Annotated in this window: 16 protein-coding genes and 1 pseudogene; 12 read left to right on the forward strand and 5 right to left on the reverse strand. The window is 58.5% G+C overall.

The window, feature by feature from the left end; genetic code table 11:
• Positions 1 to 88: 88 nt before the first annotated feature.
• Positions 89 to 607, reverse strand: coding sequence for an Mpo1 family 2-hydroxy fatty acid dioxygenase (locus tag AC3ISI_RS00910; protein WP_489335052.1), 519 nt, complete (start codon positions 605 to 607; stop codon positions 89 to 91).
• A gap of 84 nt (positions 608 to 691) precedes the next feature.
• Here AC3ISI_RS00910 and AC3ISI_RS00915 point away from each other — a divergent pair, with 84 nt between their 5' ends.
• From AC3ISI_RS00915 to AC3ISI_RS00930, 4 genes are all read left to right on the forward strand, one after another.
• On the forward strand, positions 692 to 1,378 hold the full coding sequence (locus AC3ISI_RS00915) for a Crp/Fnr family transcriptional regulator (protein ID WP_489335053.1): 687 nt from the start codon (positions 692 to 694) through the stop codon (positions 1,376 to 1,378).
• Between the two features lie 70 nt (positions 1,379 to 1,448).
• Entirely contained in the window at positions 1,449 to 1,814 is a 366-nt protein-coding gene (locus tag AC3ISI_RS00920) for a response regulator (protein ID WP_489335054.1), read from the forward strand.
• Between the two features lie 114 nt (positions 1,815 to 1,928).
• Complete coding sequence (locus AC3ISI_RS00925) at positions 1,929 to 2,177, forward strand: helix-turn-helix domain-containing protein (RefSeq protein ID WP_452628906.1); 249 nt, start codon at positions 1,929 to 1,931, stop codon at positions 2,175 to 2,177.
• Positions 2,170 to 3,402: a type II toxin-antitoxin system HipA family toxin gene (locus AC3ISI_RS00930; protein WP_489335055.1), complete on the forward strand. Its 1,233-nt coding sequence runs from the start codon at positions 2,170 to 2,172 to the stop codon at positions 3,400 to 3,402. Before AC3ISI_RS00925 ends, AC3ISI_RS00930 begins: the two co-directional genes overlap by 8 nt.
• On the opposite strand, the gene AC3ISI_RS00935 is transcribed toward AC3ISI_RS00930, so the two are convergent.
• The gene (locus tag AC3ISI_RS00935) at positions 3,403 to 4,407 is read right to left on the reverse strand and encodes an AraC family transcriptional regulator (protein ID WP_489335056.1); all 1,005 of its coding nucleotides are present in this window, start codon (positions 4,405 to 4,407) and stop codon (positions 3,403 to 3,405) included.
• 100 nt (positions 4,408 to 4,507) lie between these two features.
• Here AC3ISI_RS00935 and AC3ISI_RS00940 point away from each other — a divergent pair, with 100 nt between their 5' ends.
• The 5 genes and pseudogenes from AC3ISI_RS00940 to AC3ISI_RS00960 all read left to right on the forward strand — a co-directional run.
• Complete coding sequence (locus tag AC3ISI_RS00940) at positions 4,508 to 5,581, forward strand: fatty acid desaturase (protein WP_489335057.1); 1,074 nt, start codon at positions 4,508 to 4,510, stop codon at positions 5,579 to 5,581.
• Between the two features lie 405 nt (positions 5,582 to 5,986).
• Positions 5,987 to 6,568 (forward strand): alpha/beta hydrolase, encoded by a 582-nt coding sequence (locus AC3ISI_RS00945; RefSeq protein ID WP_489335058.1) that lies wholly within the window; start codon positions 5,987 to 5,989, stop codon positions 6,566 to 6,568.
• A 59-nt stretch (positions 6,569 to 6,627) separates the two neighbouring features.
• Positions 6,628 to 7,551, forward strand: a complete 924-nt coding sequence (locus tag AC3ISI_RS00950) for a sigma 54-interacting transcriptional regulator (protein WP_489335059.1) — start codon at positions 6,628 to 6,630, stop codon at positions 7,549 to 7,551.
• Between the two features lie 247 nt (positions 7,552 to 7,798).
• Positions 7,799 to 8,581 carry a MetQ/NlpA family ABC transporter substrate-binding protein gene (locus AC3ISI_RS00955; RefSeq protein ID WP_489335060.1) on the forward strand — a complete coding sequence of 261 codons (783 nt, stop codon included), beginning with the start codon at positions 7,799 to 7,801 and terminating at the stop codon, positions 8,579 to 8,581.
• Between the two features lie 78 nt (positions 8,582 to 8,659).
• A pseudogene (locus AC3ISI_RS00960) lies at positions 8,660 to 8,905 on the forward strand (ATP-binding cassette domain-containing protein); the annotation flags it as partial.
• Positions 8,906 to 9,119: 214 nt separating this feature from the next.
• Here the strand turns inward: AC3ISI_RS00960 and AC3ISI_RS00965 are convergent.
• A complete protein-coding gene (locus AC3ISI_RS00965) occupies positions 9,120 to 10,316 on the reverse strand; it encodes an AAA family ATPase (protein WP_489335061.1) in 1,197 nt (398 codons plus the stop codon).
• Positions 10,317 to 10,491: 175 nt separating this feature from the next.
• Between AC3ISI_RS00965 and AC3ISI_RS00970 the strand changes: the two genes are divergently transcribed.
• Genes AC3ISI_RS00970 through AC3ISI_RS00980 form a run of 3 tightly spaced genes read left to right on the forward strand, consistent with a single transcriptional unit; the run spans position 10,492 to position 15,715 of the window.
• Positions 10,492 to 11,595 carry an efflux RND transporter periplasmic adaptor subunit gene (locus AC3ISI_RS00970; protein ID WP_489335062.1) on the forward strand — a complete coding sequence of 368 codons (1,104 nt, stop codon included), beginning with the start codon at positions 10,492 to 10,494 and terminating at the stop codon, positions 11,593 to 11,595.
• Entirely contained in the window at positions 11,592 to 12,668 is a 1,077-nt protein-coding gene (locus AC3ISI_RS00975; protein ID WP_489335063.1) for an efflux RND transporter periplasmic adaptor subunit, read from the forward strand. Before AC3ISI_RS00970 ends, AC3ISI_RS00975 begins: the two co-directional genes overlap by 4 nt.
• On the forward strand, positions 12,665 to 15,715 hold the full coding sequence (locus tag AC3ISI_RS00980; RefSeq protein WP_489335064.1) for an efflux RND transporter permease subunit: 3,051 nt from the start codon (positions 12,665 to 12,667) through the stop codon (positions 15,713 to 15,715). Before AC3ISI_RS00975 ends, AC3ISI_RS00980 begins: the two co-directional genes overlap by 4 nt.
• A gap of 105 nt (positions 15,716 to 15,820) precedes the next feature.
• Here the strand turns inward: AC3ISI_RS00980 and AC3ISI_RS00985 are convergent, their stop codons facing one another.
• Both AC3ISI_RS00985 and AC3ISI_RS00990 read right to left on the reverse strand, forming a co-directional pair.
• Positions 15,821 to 16,450 carry a class I SAM-dependent methyltransferase gene (locus AC3ISI_RS00985; RefSeq protein ID WP_489335065.1) on the reverse strand — a complete coding sequence of 210 codons (630 nt, stop codon included), beginning with the start codon at positions 16,448 to 16,450 and terminating at the stop codon, positions 15,821 to 15,823.
• Between the two features lie 182 nt (positions 16,451 to 16,632).
• Positions 16,633 to 16,992 (reverse strand): DUF6124 family protein, encoded by a 360-nt coding sequence (locus AC3ISI_RS00990; RefSeq protein WP_489335066.1) that lies wholly within the window; start codon positions 16,990 to 16,992, stop codon positions 16,633 to 16,635.
• Positions 16,993 to 17,350 lie beyond the last annotated feature (358 nt).

The raw sequence follows: 17,350 nt of genomic DNA on the forward strand, positions 1-17,350 counted from the left end.
CAAAAGCATCGCGAGCAGGCTCGCTCCCACAGGGGTTCTATGTGCGCCATAGATCTAATGTGGGAGCGAGCCTGCTCGCGAAGGCGTCTTATGCTGCAGCGCGATTCGGATTGATTCGTACACCCCCAGCCCGCGCCTCGATCTGCCCTTTCAGGTCATGCCGCAACCCCAGCAAAAACATCAACTCCACCACAACAAACAACGGCCCGACAATCAGCCCGCTCACATCATCAACAAACGCTGGCTTACGCCCTTCGTAGTAATGCCCGACAAACTGAATCACCCAGCCCACTACAAACATCCCGATACCGCTCGACAGCCAGACCAGCGTGCTTTGCTGCGCCAGTGTTTGCCCCGCCCAAACGGACAGTCCCAGCAATACGCTCATCAGTACCCCGAGGCGTAATTCCAGGCGCAGGTAAAACCACGCCGACACCAGCGACACCAACACCGCCGGTGACAGCCAGCCGCCCGCCCATTGCGGCCGCGACAGCAACACCGCGACAGCCACCATAATCAACGGAATACCGATAAAGTGGCTGGCGATGTTGCGCGGATCGCGGTGGTAGGCAGCGTATTGACTGAGATGGTCAACGAGGCTTTTCATTGTTATTCCTCCTGTAGGGTGATTGATCATGCCCAGGGTTCACTTTTGGCTCTGTCGGACAGGCGGCAATCTCTAGGAGTTTCCATGGATATGCAGGCCTGGCGTTCGCGCCTGATGACGGGGCAATGGTTCAGTCATCTACCTGTTCCCTTTCAGGATAGTCTGCTGGCTGCGGCTAGGATTCGGCGTTTGTCGTCGGGGCAATTGCTGTTCAAACGCGGCGATCCGCCGTGCGGGTTGTACGCGGTGCTTGAAGGCTCGGTACGCATCGGCGCGGTCAGTGAACAGGGCAAGGAAGCGTTGCTGAGTCTGGTAGAACCGCCGCACTGGTTCGGCGAAATCTGTCTGTTTGACGGCCAGGCGCGTACCCACGACGCCTTCGCCGTGGGGACGTGCACCCTGTTGCAGATTCCGCAAGCGGCGCTGCTGAAATTGCTCAACGAACAACCGGTGTACTGGCGGCAACTGGCGTTGCTGATGACCCACAAGTTGCGCCTGACCTTCATCAATCTCGAACAGCTGAGTCTGATGCCCGCCCCGGCACGCCTCGCCCATCGTTTGCTGATGATCGCCGCAGGCTACGGCGAAATCGATCCGCCACGCCGGGTGCTGCAATTGCCGCAGGAGCAATTGGCGTCGCTGCTGTCGCTGTCACGCCAGACGACTAATCAAATACTCAAGGACTTGCAGGGCCAGGGGATTCTCAATCTCAAGTATGGCGAGATCGAAATTGTCGACGCCGGGCGATTACGAGCACTGGCAATTTTTTGAAACGCAACGTTATGGGTGGGCTTTGTCGACGAAGGCGCCTAGCCTGTGACGACGATAATCGAGGTGTGCCATGCGTGTACTGCTAGTAGAAGACGAACCGGAGACCGCCAAACTTCTGGCCAGCGGCCTGAACGAGGCGAGCTATTCGGTGGATGTAGCGCTCAACGGCATGGACGGCCGGCGCTTCATCGAGTCCGGCGAATACGAACTGATCATCCTCGACGTGATGCTGCCAGGGCTCAACGGCTGGCAATTGCAGCAGCAGATTCGCAAGCTCGGCGACACGCCCGTGCTGTTCCTCACCACCAAGGACGGCATTGAGGATCGTCTGCGCGGGCTTGAACTGCATGAAGATGATTATTTGCTCAAGCCGTTTGCGGTGAGCGAACTGGTGATGCGGGTGCGCAAGTTGTTGCGGCGGGATCGTGGGCGGTGACGCCTCGGACGGCTGGTTAAAAAATGAGCTGGACTTCACCTTAAAACTGCACTAAATACAATGCATATCCACAGTTAGTTGGATTTTGCACGGTATACGATGCAGGATGGCAAAATGGAAAACCTTGGTGAACTAATCCGCTCGCTCCGAAAAGAGCAAAAGCTTTCCCAGCAGGCACTGGCACAGCAGTACGGCATGAGTCGTTCCACAATTTCAGGTATCGAAAACAACACCATTTCTGAAATCGGCCTGCGCAAGGTTGAGGCGATCCTCAACGGGTTCGGGTACGAGCTCACTGCCGTGCCCCGTCAGTCGAAGCGTCCAACGTTAGACTCACTGAAAAAGGTCAACTTCCATGGGTGAGCCGCAGGAAAAGGAACGGCTTCACATCAGTGTGTCCGCAACCGCAGTCGGTACCTTGGGTCGTGGTCAGTCTCGTGGTGATTCAGTTTTTACCTACGCCGAAAATGCACAGGAGGAAAACTCGGTTTCGTTGACCATGCCGGCTCGCCTCGAGAGTTATACGTGGGAGCAAGGTGTACCGCCGATATTCGAAATGAACCTGCCAGAGGGGGCTCTGCGCGATGAGTTGGTTCGTCGTTTCAGCAAAGCGGTCAGGGGCTTCGATGATTTTGCGATGCTGTCGATCGTTGGCCCGTACCAGCTTGGTCGAGTGGGAATTGCTGGCGCGCAAGAGACGAGCGACCGTCCACCAGAAACCAGTCTCGCGGACCTCCTGGTTCACGACGGCGCGCAAGGTTTGTTCGATGATCTACTGCACATTTACGGCCAATATTCAGGCGTTTCCGGCGTGCAGCCGAAAGTGTTGGTGCGTGACAGCGCGACAACTGTCGATCGGCTGACTCATCGAGGCGCGACGCACCTGGTCAAATCCTTTCGTGCAGAGGAATACCCTGAACTCGCAGCCAACGAGTATTTCTGCATGCGAGCAGCGCTACATTCAGGGCTTGAGGTGCCGAAGTTCGAGCTCAGCGAGCATGGCAAATTCCTGGTAGTCGAACGCTTCGATCTGAATGAGCAAGGTTATTTGGGATTCGAGGATTTTTGCGTACTGAATGCCTGGCCGTCGAAAGCCAAATACGATGGTTCATACGAAGGTGCCGCGAGGCAGATTAAAGAATTCATCTCTCCGCCATTGCTCAATCAGGCGCTTGAGTCTTTTTTCAAGATCGTTGCGCTCTCGTCAGCCTTGAAGAATGGCGACGCTCACCTTAAAAACTTCGGCGTGCTGTATGAACATTGCGGCATGGATGCGCATATCAGCCTCGCTCCGGCCTACGACATCGTCACCACTTCGGTTTACATAAAGTCCGACAGCATGGCGTTGCTGTTAGGCGGTTCAAAAGCATGGCCCAAGTACAAAATGCTGATGCGATTTGGCCGTTCGGCCTGCAACCTGACGGAGGGCCGTTGTAATGAGCTGTTGCAGCAGGTCGCCCACGGGATGGAGGTGGCAATGACCGAGATGGCTGCTTACGTAAAAGACCGCAGCGTCTTTGCGACAGTTGGCGAAGCGATGATGGAACAGTGGGCATCAGGCGTCGCGCGCAGTCTCGTGAAAAATTGATCAGCGCAACCCATCTCGAAACTGCCCCGGCGTCATCCCGGTCCAGCGTTTGAACGCGCGGCTGAAGCTGCTGGTATCGGCAAACCCCAGCAGGTAACTGACTTCACTCAACGAGCAATGCGGATCACGCAGGTGTAGCAGCGCCAGGTTTTCGCGGCTTTCATTGAGCAGCGTATCGAACCGACAACCTTCGTCCGCCAAGTGCCGTTGCAGGCTGCGCAAGCTCAGGTGCAGGGCTTTGGCGATGAGTTCGGCGCTGGGTTCGCCTTCGGGCAATTGCTCTTCGATGGCGTCACGGACTTTGCGCTCCCAGGTCAGCGGTTTCAATTGTGCCAGGGTGCGTTTGAGCACGGTTTCGTTGTGTTCGGCCAGTTCCGGATTGGCGTCATCCAAGTGGCTGTCGAAATCCACCAGAGAAAACTCCATGCGGTCTTCGTCGGCCGAAAAATACACCGGTGAGCGGAAAACTTTGTGCCATTGATGCGCATCGGCCGGTTCCGGTCGGCGCAGGTACACCGCCAGCGGTGCATAGTCGCGACCGAGGCGATTGCGGCAGGTGCGCACGTAGATCGCCGTGAAGGCGTCGATGGCTTCGAACGCTGGCGCCGGGTTGCCGGCAGGGATTTTCAGACGAAAGCGGTAGCGATCCTCAGTGCGGGTCAGCTCCAGTTCCAGGGCGTCGCTGACCACCTGGTGATACCGCACGATACGCTCGAACACTTCGCGCAAACTGCCGCTGGCCACCAGCGCATAACCGAGCGCATGAAACGTGGTGGGGCTGACGAAACGCGACACGCGCAGGCCTATCGCCGGATCGCCACTGACCTGCACGGCGATTTCCCACAGGCGCGTGGTGCCCGACAACGGGTAACGGGCGTTCGGGTCGTCCATCAATTGCGGATCAAGTCCGGCCTGATGGCACAGGGCGGTGCTGTCGAGGCCCAGGGCATCGAGTTGTTTGCGCAGGGCGCGGGTCCAGCTGGCGAGGGAGGTCGGTTCAGTCATGCTGATTGGCGCTTCCGGTCAACAGGTTGGCGTTCATGGCTACCACCTTGTGAAGGGTCGCAAGGCAGGATGCAAACATCAATAACCAGAGGATGGAAGCATGCACGGTACTTCTGCAAGTCCCCAACGACTGAATGCAGCACAACGATCAGCACATATTCGTGAAGTGGTGCTGGCCAAGGGCGTTGAATTGCGCAAACGTTACCCGATTCTCAACCATCAGGACGTCCTCGGCGCAGGTATTCTAGCCTTCGCCCTGGCCGGGATGATCGGTTCGGCGGCGCTGTACATGGCCGGGTACATGGCCTGGTGGGTGTGTTTGTTGCTCAACGCGTTTTTCGCCTCGTTGACCCACGAGCTGGAACACGACTTGATACACAGCATGTACTTTCGTAAACAGCGCGTGCCGCACAACCTGATGATGGGGCTGGTATGGCTGGCGCGGCCTAGCACGATCAATCCATGGATCCGCCGCCATCTGCATCTCAATCACCACAAGGTTTCGGGCACTGAAGCCGACATGGAAGAACGGGCGATCACCAACGGCGAACCTTGGAGTTTTGCGCGACTGTTGATGATTGGCGACAACATCATGTCGTCGTTCATTCGCATGCTGCGGGCCAAGACCTGGGCGCAGAAGTTCAGCATCATCCAGCGCACACTGAAGGTCTATGCGCCGCTGGCGCTGGTGCATTGGGGCGCGTGGTACATGTTCCTCAGCTTCCATGCGGCTAATGGCATCGCGACTTTGATGGGCGCGCCAATCGAGTGGTCGGCAACGACTTTGTCGGTGATGCAGGTGATCGACATCGCGGCGGTGGTGATCATCGGCCCGAACGTGTTGCGTACGTTCTGCCTGCACTTCATCAGCTCGAACATGCATTACTACGGTGACGTGGAATTGGGTAACGTGATGCAGCAGTGCCAGGTGCTGAACGCCTGGTGGCTGTGGCCTTTGCAGGCGTTCTGTTTCAACTTCGGCAGCAGTCACGGCATCCATCACTTTGTGGTGAAGGAACCGTTTTATATCCGCCAGATGACCGTGCCGGTGGCGCACAAAGTGATGCGCGAGATGGGCGTGCGGTTCAATGATTTCGGCACGTTTGGCCGGGCCAACCGGTTTGTTCGCAAAGACGCTGCGCAACCTCGGGAGGTTCGTGCCGCTCAGGTGTGATCGATGAAATCGGAAGCTCAATCTCGAAATAAGCGATGACAAAGGCGCTCGTCATCAATTTGACCTAATGAGGCGATACGTTAAAGCACAAGCAGGGAGAGGCTGGGCGGTCAGCGTGCCGCTAATTTTCATATGTTTTTTTGATCTAATAAAGTAATTAAATATTCCTTTATTAGATAATCGTTTCAATCAATCATCGCTTCACAGAGTTTGAGTTTCCGGGGCCGTCTCCTTGGCAGGGTGCGGTCCTTTTTTTTGCCCTGAAAAAAGTGCCTATCGGCTAAAGATATGGGATAGGTCTTATATTCTTTATTGGTCTTAATAAATAGCTTCTTATTCCTTAACGAATATAACTCTCCTCCCTATACTCGACCAGGAACAGACACGCAGCAGGAGAGCGCCCCCATGCGCAACGAATCAATTCGCTACCTGATTGTGCCGGGCTGGCAAGGATCGCCAGACGATCATTGGCAAAGCCACTGGCAGAACAACCTGCCGAACAGCGCGCGGGTGGAGCAGGCGGACTGGCTGACACCGCGTCGTGAAGACTGGGTTGCGGCGCTGGCCGAGGCGATTGCCGCCGATAACACGCCGGTGATCCTGATCGCGCATAGCTTGGGTTGCATCACTGTCGCCCATTGGGCCGCTACGGCACCCGTACAGTTTCTGCGTCAAGTACGCGGGGCCTTGCTGGTCGCGCCAGCGGATGTCGAGCGCCCGGCGTGTGCGCCGGCGTTGCGTAATTTTGCACCGATTCCAACTGACTTGCTGCCGTTCCCGAGCCAGATCGTCAGCTCCGACAACGACAGCGCCGTGAGTGCGCCGCGAGCCCTTGAGTTCGCGCGCAACTGGGGGGCCGAGGCGGGGATTTTGTCGGGGGCCGGGCATATCAACGTCAAGTCCGGCCACCAACGTTGGGAGCAGGGTTTTGCCTACCTCTATCGCTTGCAGAACCGCATGGAACATAACGCCCTGCGACGCGCTTGAACCTTTTGTTTTTTTTAAACGCCAACCCGTCTCCCGGCGGTCTTTGGCGGGAGTCTGCCATGAGCCTTGAACACTTCGGTCAGCCACTGCTGACCTTCCCCGATGCAGAAAAGAGCCCCCTGAGTATCCGCGCCAAGGCGCTGGTGTTTGTCGATCCGCGCTCGCGTCAGTTGCGGCAGGACCTGGAGCAACTGGCACCGCGTTCGATCTCGGTGCTCATCCGCGGCGAAACCGGCACCGGCAAGGAATTGCTGGCGCGCCATATCCATCGCGCCAGTGATCGTGGTGGATTGTTCGTTTCGGTCAATTGCGGGGCGATAAGTCCGACTTACGCCGATGCCGAATTGTTCGGTTATGCCGCTGGCAGCTTCAGCGGATCGGCGAGCAGTCGCGCCGGGTGGTTCGGTTCAGCGAATGGCGGGACGCTCTATCTGGATGAGATCGGTGATTTACCCCTGCCAATTCAGATCAAGCTGCTCGCGGCGCTGGAAAACCATGAGGTGACCCGTGTTGGCGCGCACCAACCGAGCCCGGTGGACGTGCGTCTGGTCGCCGCCACCAGCATTGATCTGGCCCAAGCCGTGGCCGCCGGTAAATTTCATGAGCGGCTTTATCACTACCTCAGTGAAGGTCAGCTTGAGCTGCCGGCATTGCGTGACCGCGTGGGCGATATTCTGTCGCTGGCCGAGTACTTCCTCGGCATCTACAGCCATCGCCTCGACCTGCCGGTGCCGTTGATCAGTGAGGCCGCGCAGCTTGTGCTGGAGCGGCACAGTTGGCCGGGAAACACCCGCGAGCTGGAAAACGTCATTCACTTTGCATTGCTGGTGAGCACCGGCGACGAGATTTTGCCCGAGCATCTGAATTTGCCTGATGAGGGGTTAGGGAAAATTGAACAGCAGCTCAAGCGGATTCTCGGCAGCGGCACTGCCGCCGATAAAGAAGCCTTGAAACAGCTCTTGAAAAACACCGGGCTCTTGTAGGAGCAAGCTTGCTCGCGATGCGGTTCACACGGCTTTCTGAAAGAACGCCATCGCTGGCAAGCCAGCTCCCACGGAAAGTGCGAGTTAGAGCTGTATGAGCAAAATGGAATATGAAAGTGAATAAAAGATATTATTCGGGAATAAAAAATCCCGGTATTGTCCGCGTCACGTCAGCGATAGCACATCACTGGCACTTGTATTTGAAGCCGTCGTCGACGACGACCGTGATTTTCGATAAGGACACTGCATGAAAAAGGTTCTGTTGTTCACCGCACTGGCGGCTGCCCTGACCGCGGGCCTGGCCCAGGCTGGCGAGAAACTGGTGGTTGCGGCGACCCCGATCCCACACGCCGAAATTCTCGAACTGATCAAACCAGCCCTCGCCAAAGAAGGCGTGGACCTGGAAATCAAAGTCTTCACCGACTACGTACAGCCAAACGTACAGGTTGATCAGAAGCGTCTGGACGCCAACTACTTCCAGACCCTGCCATACCTGAAAAGCTTCAACGAAGGTAAAGGCACTAACCTGGTGACCGTGGTCGGCGTGCACGTCGAACCGTTCGGCGGCTACTCGAAGAAAGTCAAATCCCTGGCTGAGCTCAAAGATGGCGCAACCATTGCCATCCCTAACGAAGGCAGCAACAGCGGTCGTGCCCTGATCCTGCTGCAGAAGGCTGGCCTGATCGAGTTGAAAGACCCGAAAAACGCTTTGGCGACTCCGAAAGACATCGCCAAGAACCCGCACAACTTCAAGTTCAAGGAACTGGAATCGGCCATGCTCCCGCGTGTGCTGGATCAAGTCGACCTGGACATGATCAACACCAACTACGCGCTGGAAGCGGGTCTGAACCCGGCTAAAGACGCGCTGGTCATCGAAGGTGCAGATTCGCCTTACGTGAACTTCCTGGTGGCTCGTCCAGACAACAAGGACAGCGTTGCCATCCAGAAACTGGCCAAGGCATTGACCAGTCCAGAAGTGAAAGCCTTCATCGAGAAGAAGTACAGCGGCGCGGTCCTGCCCGCGTTCTGATTCGACGCAGCATCAAAACCTTTCAAGGTTTCAAACGCCGACGGCTGATAAAGCGTCGGCGTTTTTTTTTGTGCGCACATTTCATCATCGGACAAGCGCGATGCGTTCCCGCGTCAGCTCTGCGGTGGCCAGCAGCAACGCATCGCTATCGTCCGTTCCCTGTGCATGAACCCTCAGGTCATGCTTTTCGATGAAGTCACGGCCGCCCTCGACCCGGAAATGGTCAAGGTGGTGCTGGAAGTCATACAGGGCCTGGCCCGCGATGACATGACCCTGTTGATCGTTACCCACGAAATGGCCTTCGCCCGTGCTGTGGCGGACCAGGAAGCGGTGGAGATCACCAACCCGAACCTCAAGGTCGCGGTGCAAGCGTTGGTCCCCCAGGCCAGCACGGTGAAGGACCTCAATGACCTGGCGACGCGCACCACCACCATCGCCACCACCGGTACAACGGCGGACATCTGGCTGACCAAGAATGGGCGCCGAAGCACCGATTGCGCAGGCGGTGAAGAAGGCAATATCGAACTGCGGTTCAGGGCTAGTCCGGCCAGTTCCACGCCGGCTCATCCAGCATCCGCTGCCCGACAATCCCGGTCTGGCCGAGGTTTTTCTCCAGCACGATGCAGTTGCATTGCGGGTCTTCCTGCAACGCCGAAATCAATCGGCGGGCATGAGACACCACCCACACCTGACACTGCTCCGAGGCCCGGATAATCAAGCGCGCCAACGCTGGCAACAGGTCCGGATGCAGGCTGGTTTCCGGTTCGTTTAGCACCATCAGCGTCGGCGGTCGTGGTGTCAGCAGCGCGGCGATCAGCAGCAAATAGCGCAGCGTGCCATCCGACAATTCCGCCGCCGATAACGGCCGCAACAACCCGTCCTGATAAAACTCGATGGAAAACCGTCCGCCGGCCAGCGGTTCGATGTGAAGTCTCGCACCGGGAAAGGCGTCGCTGATCGCGGCTCGCAATGCCTCGGGGTCGCCGATTTCGATAATGGTCTGCAACGCTGCCGCCAGGTCGCGACCGTCGTGGTGCAACACGGGCGTGCGGGTGCCGAGTTGTGGTTGGCGCACGGGGGCGTCGGCGTCGCTACGAAAGTGATCGTAGAAGCGCCAGCGACGGATGAACTCACGTAGCTCCAGAACCTCCGGCGAAGAACGCAAACTGCCGACCTGATCGAACAGGCTGTCGAAATTCGGCGTGTGTTGGGCCAGTACATCCCAGCTGCGATTGGCTTGAGCGCGGATCATCGGGCCATTGCGATCCACCAACAGACTGGCTGGACGATAGATCGGCCCGGCCCAGACGCATTCTCGCTTGATTTGCGGGTCGAGGCCGAAACGCGACGGAATAGGGTGAGGGTGTTCGGGCAGCATGAAGTGGCCGTTGGAATCGGGCAGCCCGAGGCTGATCGAGTAGCTGAAATCTGCACCGGCAAATCCCAGCCGTAGTCGTTTGACGCCATGTCTCACCGATGCCTCGACCGGGACTTCACCATTGCGCATGCGCCGGGTAATGTTTTCCGGCCCCGCCCAGAAGGTCGAATTCAGCCCGCCTTCGCGGGCCAGCGCATTGACCACGCCGCCCTGAGCGGTTTCCGCCAGCAGGCGCAGGGCGCGGTAAAGGTTGGATTTGCCGCTGCCATTCGGGCCGGTAATCAGGTTCAGCCGACCCAGCGGGATCACCAATTTATTGATCGAGCGGTAATTGGCCACCGCGAGGGTATGGAGCATGTGGGGTCCTTGGGCGGGATCAAACGGGGGTATTGTCAGGTACATGCAGCGGTCTAAGGCAGGCCTTTTCAATTGGATTCATTACAATTTTTTACTTAATAAGTGGGGGTGCAAGGTTAGAACTCTGTTCTAAGCTCTCTGTCGTGTTGTCCAAAAAAAAGGCCAAGGAGTTTGCATGGCGGTTCCCGGATTGAAAGTCATCATGGCCTTGAGTGTCGCAACCCTGCTGACGGCGTGCGACGAGAAAAAACCGATTCAGGAATACCTGCCAAGGGTATTCGTACAAGTAGTCAAACCGGCGGATTACGCGGCCTCGGTGACGCTGACGGGTGACATTCAGGCTCGGGTCCAGACCGAGCTGTCGTTCCGCGTCGGCGGCAAGATCATCCAGCGTACTGTGGATGTCGGTGATCGGGTGACCGCCAAGCAAGTGCTGGCGCGGCTCGATCCCAAGGATTTGCAGACCAATGTCGATTCGGCACAGGCCCAGGTGGCTGCCCAACAGGCACTGGTCAAACAGAATGCCGCGGCGTTCGTGCGCCAGCAAAAACTCCTGCCCAAGGGCTATACCAGCCAGAGCGAATATGACTCGGCGCAAGCAGCCTTGCGCAGCAGTCAGAGCGCGTTGACCGCTGCTCAGGCGCAGTTGGCCAATGCCCGCGATCAACTGAGCTACACCGCACTGATCGCCGATGCTCCCGGCATCATTACTGCGCGTCAGGCAGAAGTCGGCCAGGTTGTGCAAGCGACAATGCCGGTTTTCAGTCTGGCTCGCGATGGCGATCGGGATGCGGTGTTCAATGTTTACGAATCGTTGCTGGCCGAGAAGCCGGCGGATCAGACCATTGTCCTCAGTCTGCTCGACAACCCCTCCATCAAAACTACTGGCACCGTGCGCGAAGTGACCCCGTCAGTGTCCGCTCAGTCCGGCACTGTGCAAGTCAAGGTTGGCCTCAACAGCCTGCCCGACGGCATGCAGCTGGGTTCGGTGGTGAGCGCCACGGCCAGAGGCTCGGGCAAGTCGGCGATTGAGCTGCCATGGTCGGCCCTGACCAAAAACATCAGCGAGCCCGCTGTCTGGCTGGTCGACGACAAGGGCCAGGCCCAGTTGCACTCGGTCACTGTTTTACGCTATCTGACGGGCAGGGTCATTATCAGCCAAGGCCTGCAGGAGGGCGACAAAGTCATCGTCGCCGGAGGGCAGTTGTTGCACCCGGGCATGGAAGTCGAAATTGCCGAAAATACTTATAAGGATCTGAGTTGGGGAGCCAAGCCATGAAGCCTTTTTGGGCATTGCCCCTTGGATTGTCCCTTGGGCTGGTGCTGAGCGCCTGCTCGAAAAACGAGCCACCGCCGGAGCCGGTACGCCCGGTGCTGTCAGTCAAGGTCAAGGCCTTGAACGAAGAGGATCTGGGCCGGTTTGCCGGCAGCATCCAGGCACGCTACGAAAGCAATACCGGGTTTCGCGTGGGTGGGCGAATCGCCAGTCGTAACGTGGATGTCGGGACCGAGGTCACGAAGGGCACGCTGCTGGCCACGCTTGACCCTTCCGATCAACAAAACCAGTTGCGTTCGGCTCAGGGCGATCTGGCGAAAATCTTCGCGCAACTGATCAATGCCAAAGCCAGTGCGTCGCGCCAGCAGGCCCTGTTTGATCGCGGAGTGGGCGCGCAGGCGCAGCTGGACGCCGCCCTGACCGATCTGAAAACCACACAGGCCTCCCTCGATCAAGCCCAGGCGACGGTCAGCCAAGCCCAGGATCAGTTGACGTATACCGAGCTGCGTTCCGACCACAAAGCCGTGGTCACTGCATGGAGCGCCGAGGCCGGGCAAGTGGTGACCGCCGGCCAGCAAGTGGTGACCCTGGCGCAACCGGACATCAAGGAAGCGGTAATCGACCTGCCCGATACCCTGGTCGATCAACTGCCCGAGGATGTGGTGTTTCAGGTCGCCGCCCAACTCGACCCGAACACCAACACCACCGCGATCATCCGCGAAATCGAACCCCAAGCGCAGAGTGCCACGCGCACCCGTCGCGCGCGCCTGACCCTCGCTGAAACGCCAGAAGGCTTTCGTTTGGGCACCGCGATCAGCGTCACCCTGAGTTCGGCGATCAAGCCGCGCATCGAACTGCCTATCACTTCGTTGCAGGAGGTCGACGGCAAACCCCGCATCTGGGTGATTGATACACAGAAAAAGACCGTGGCACCCAGGGACGTCAAGGTCATCAGCCGTACCGACAGCACCGTGGTGCTGGCCGGCGGCGTCAAGAACGGCGAGCGCGTAATCACGGCCGGCGTAAACAGCCTCAAACCGGGGCAACCAGTGAAATTTGACGAGGACAGTCAATGAAAGGGCCTTTCAACCTCTCCGAATGGGCCCTCAAGCATCAGTCGTTCGTCTGGTATCTGATGTTCGTCGCGTTGCTGATGGGTGTGTTCTCGTATTTCAACCTGGGGCGCGAAGAAGACCCTTCGTTCACCATCAAAACCATGGTGATCCAGAGCAAATGGCCGGGGGCGACCCAGGAGGAAACCCTCAAGCAGATCACTGACCGGATCGAGAAAAAACTCGAAGAGCTTGATTCCCTCGACTACGTGAAAAGCTACACGCGGCCGGGCGAGTCCACGGTGTACGTGTACCTGCGCGACACCACCAGTTCCAAGGACATTCCGGAGATCTGGTACCAGGTACGCAAGAAAATCAACGACATCAAATACCAGTTCCCGCAAGGCATACAGGGGCCGTCGTTCAACGACGAGTTTGGTGACGTCTTCGGATCGATCTATGCCTTTACTGCCGACGGCCTGACCTTGCGTCAGTTGCGCGACTACGTGGAACAGGCCCGCATGGAAATTCGCGGTGTGCCGGGTCTGGGCAAGATTGAAATGGTCGGCCAGCAGGACGAAGTGCTGTACCTGAACTTCTCCACGCGCAAACTCGCCGCGCTGGGCATCGATGAGCGTCAGGTGGTGCAGAGCCTGCAAAGCCAGAACGCCGTGACCCCCGCGGGGGTGATCGAGGCCGGGCCGGAGCGGATTTCGGTGCGCACTTCAGGGAAGTTCGCATCGGAGAAAGACCTGGCCGAGGTCAACCTCAAGCTCAACGACCGCTATTATCGTCTGGCCGACATTGCCGACATCAGCCGTGGCTACGTCGATCCGGCCTCGCCGGAATTCCGCTACAACGGCAAACCGGCCATCGGCCTGGCGATTGCCATGCAGACGGGTGGCAACGTCCAGGCCTTCGGCAAGGCCTTGCATGAGCGGATCAACCAACTGACCGCCGACCTGCCGGTGGGCGTCGGCATTTACAACGTCTCCGACCAGGCTGTGGTGGTGGAGGAAGCCGTCGGCGGCTTTACCAGCGCATTGTTCGAGGCGGTGGTGATTGTGCTGCTGGTCAGCTTCGTCAGCCTTGGCGTGCGCGCCGGGCTGGTGGTGGCGTGCTCGATCCCGTTGGTGCTGGCGATGGTCTTCGTGTTCATGGAATACAGCGGCATCACCATGCAGCGGATTTCCCTCGGTGCGCTGATCATCGCCCTCGGCCTGCTGGTGGACGATGCGATGATCACCGTGGAAATGATGGTCACGCGCCTGGAAATGGGCGAGACCAAGGAGCAAGCGGCCACGTTCGCCTACACCTCCACGGCGTTCCCGATGCTCACCGGTACGCTGGTGACGGTGGCGGGTTTCGTGCCGATCGGTTTGAACGCCAGCTCCGCGGGTGAGTACACCTACACCCTGTTTGCGGTGATTGCCTGTGCAATGCTGGTGTCGTGGGTGGTGGCGGTGCTGTTTGCACCGGTGATCGGTGTGCACATCCTCAGCACCAACGTGAAGCCTCACGAAGGTGAACCCGGACGCATCGGCAAAGCCTTCAATGGCGGCTTACTGTGGTGCATGCGCAATCGCTGGTGGGCCATCGGCATCACCGTGCTGTGCTTTGCGTTGGCGCTATTCAGCATGCGCTTCGTGCAGAACCAGTTCTTTCCGTCTTCCGATCGACCGGAAATCCTGGTGGACCTGAACCTGCCGCAAAACGCCTCGATCGACGAAACCCGCCGGGCTGTCGATCGCCTCGAAGCCACGCTCAAGGACGATCCGGACATCGTGCGCTGGAGCACCTACATCGGTCAGGGCGCGATCCGTTTCTACCTGCCACTGGACCAGCAACTGCAAAACCCGTTCTATGCGCAGTTGGTGATCGTCAGCAAAGGCAAGACCCGTGAGGCCATGATGCAGAAGCTTCGCGAGCGGTTGCGCAATGACTTCGTCGGCATCGGCGGTTATGTCCAGGCGCTGGAAATGGGCCCGCCGGTAGGGCGCCCGATCCAGTACCGCGTCAGCGGCAAAGACATCGACCAGGTTCGCCGGCACGCCATCGACCTGGCCACGGAGCTGGACAAGAACCCGCACATTGGCGAAATCATCTACGACTGGAACGAACCGGGCAAAGTGCTGCGCATCGACATCGCCCAGGACAAGGCGCGGCAGTTAGGGCTGTCTTCCGAAGACGTGGCAAAACTGATGAACGGCATCGTCAGCGGCCAGTCGGTGACCCAGGTCGACGACGACATCTATCTGATCAACGTGGTCGGTCGTGCCGTGGACTCCGAGCGTGGTACGCCGGAAACCCTGCAAAACCTGCAAATCCTCACGCCGAGCGGCACCTCGATTCCGTTGCTGGCATTCGCCACGGTGCGCTACGAACTGGAGCAGCCGCTGGTGTGGCGTCGCGATCGCCTGCCGACCATCACCATCAAGGCGGCGATACGCGATGAGATCCAGCCGACGGACCTGGTGAAAATCCTCAAGCCGTCCATCGACGCCTTCGCTGCCAAATTGCCGGCGGGCTACAAAGTCGCCACCGGCGGTACGGTGGAGGAAAGTGGCAAGGCCCAAGGGCCGATTGCCAAGGTGGTGCCATTGATGCTGTTCTTGATGGCAACGTTCCTGATGATCCAGCTGCACAGCGTGCAGAAGCTGTTCCTCGTGGCCAGCGTCGCGCCGTTGGGCCTCATCGGTGTGGTGCTCGCGCTGGTGCCGACGGGTACGCCGATGGGCTTTGTGGCGATCCTTGGGATTCTGGCGCTGATCGGCATCATCATTCGTAACTCGGTGATTCTGGTGACACAGATCGATGAGTACGAGAAGAAGGGCTATGCGCCGTGGGACGCGGTGGTACAGGCCACCGAACATCGACGCCGTCCGATCTTGCTGACGGCTGCGGCGGCGAGCCTGGGGATGATCCCGATTGCCCGGGAAGTGTTCTGGGGGCCGATGGCTTACGCGATGATCGGAGGGATCGTCATCGCTACCTTGCTGACGCTGCTGTTTTTGCCGGCGCTGTATGTGGCCTGGTACAAGATTCGCGAGCCGAAGAAAGAGGCGGCTTAAAGGCGCGCGCTTCGCGCTCATCGCGCACATCGCGAGCAGGCTCGCTCCCACAGTGACCGCGTACCCCTGTGGGAGCGAGCCTGCTCGCGAAGGCGTCCGAACTGACTACACCGGCTTACGCCAAACACTCGCCAACCAAGGCTGCTGCTCCCGCGGCAGCCCCGCCGGCCGATAGTAATGCTCCAACTCCACAAACCCCGCCTCGGTCAGCAGTTGCTGCCACGCCGCAAGATCGTGATACGCCCCATACCGCGGCCCATTCCAGCCTTCCTGATTCTCCCCACGCGGATTGGAACTGAACAACACCCCACCCGGTTTCAACGCCCCGCGCAGTTGCTTCAACACCCGTGGTAATTCCTGGCGCGGGATGTGAAACAGCACCGCATTGGCGAAAATTCCGTCGAAACGCTCGGCCGGTAAATCAAGCTTCAGGAAGTCCTGCTGCCAGACTTCGCAACCACTGTCCTCACGCGCCATCTGCGCAAACTTTTCCGACCCGTCGAGGCCGACGGCGGCATGGCCCATGCGCGTGAAGGTTTGCAGGTCGCGGCCGGGACCGCAGCCGAAGTCGAGAATGTCAAACGGTGCCGCGCCCTGAATATGCCGCAACAGGGCATCGATGTTCTGGCTGACATTGTGATCGCGAGTGCCCTCACGAAAACTTTCAGCCACCGAGTTGTAATGGCCCAGGGTGGTGGCGGTGATCTGCTGGAGGTCGTCGGGGGTCTGTTTCATGGGCGGCTGCGCAGGCAATTGGGGTTTGCCGAATATACGCCATGATGCCGGTGGCTGCTGCGCAGCCAATCGCGAGCAAGCTCGCTCCCACAGTTGATCTGCAGTGAACACCAAACGTGTGTTCGACAAAAATCCACTGTGGGAGCGAGCCTGCTCGCGAAAGCGGTATCACTGACAACCCATCACTCGGCCTGCTTCATCCCCAGGCAATCAATCGAACGATCAACCATGGCCTTGGCAATCTCCAGCAAATGCCAGACCGAAAACACCATGGCGCGCTCCGCCCCTTTGAGGTGATCGCCACACTGATACGCCGTCACCGAAGCACAGCGCAGCAGATCGGCGACATAGAGCTGGGTGTTTTCGAAACTCACGTCTTTGCTGACGTTGTAGAAGCGCAGTTCATCGGGCGGTGAGGGTTGATCGCCAGTGAGGTAGAAATCAATGGCACGGTAGAGCGCTGATCGATCCCTGGGCGGGACTTCAGTGGCGGTTTCGTTGGTTGAGGTTTCGGGAGGTGGATCGGGTACGGATTTCTTCATTGGTAAAACTCCTGACCGTTAGTTGGAGCCAACCGATATCGCGACTAAACGAACAGGGGTGGCGGCTGCACACAGGTTAGTCGACCGGCCGTCAGGCAACACCGGCGCACCCAAGGGTGCCCTGCGCACAGCCACCATAAAATTCAGGTGATAAAAAACACCTGAGAAGAGGTGACGCTGTGCGCCCAACGATATCCGGGCGACTAAACCCGATCACTGATGAGCAGTGACGGACCGAGACTAGCCATGGAATTTGGCAGGCGCAAGCGAGCAGAATGATCTAGGAAACGTCCTGCAAAGGAAAGGGAACGGACCTTCGGAACCTCTGATTTTTCTGTACGAAAACTTCCCGATTGGC

Source organism: Pseudomonas sp. GL_139_B, assembly GCF_057834475.1.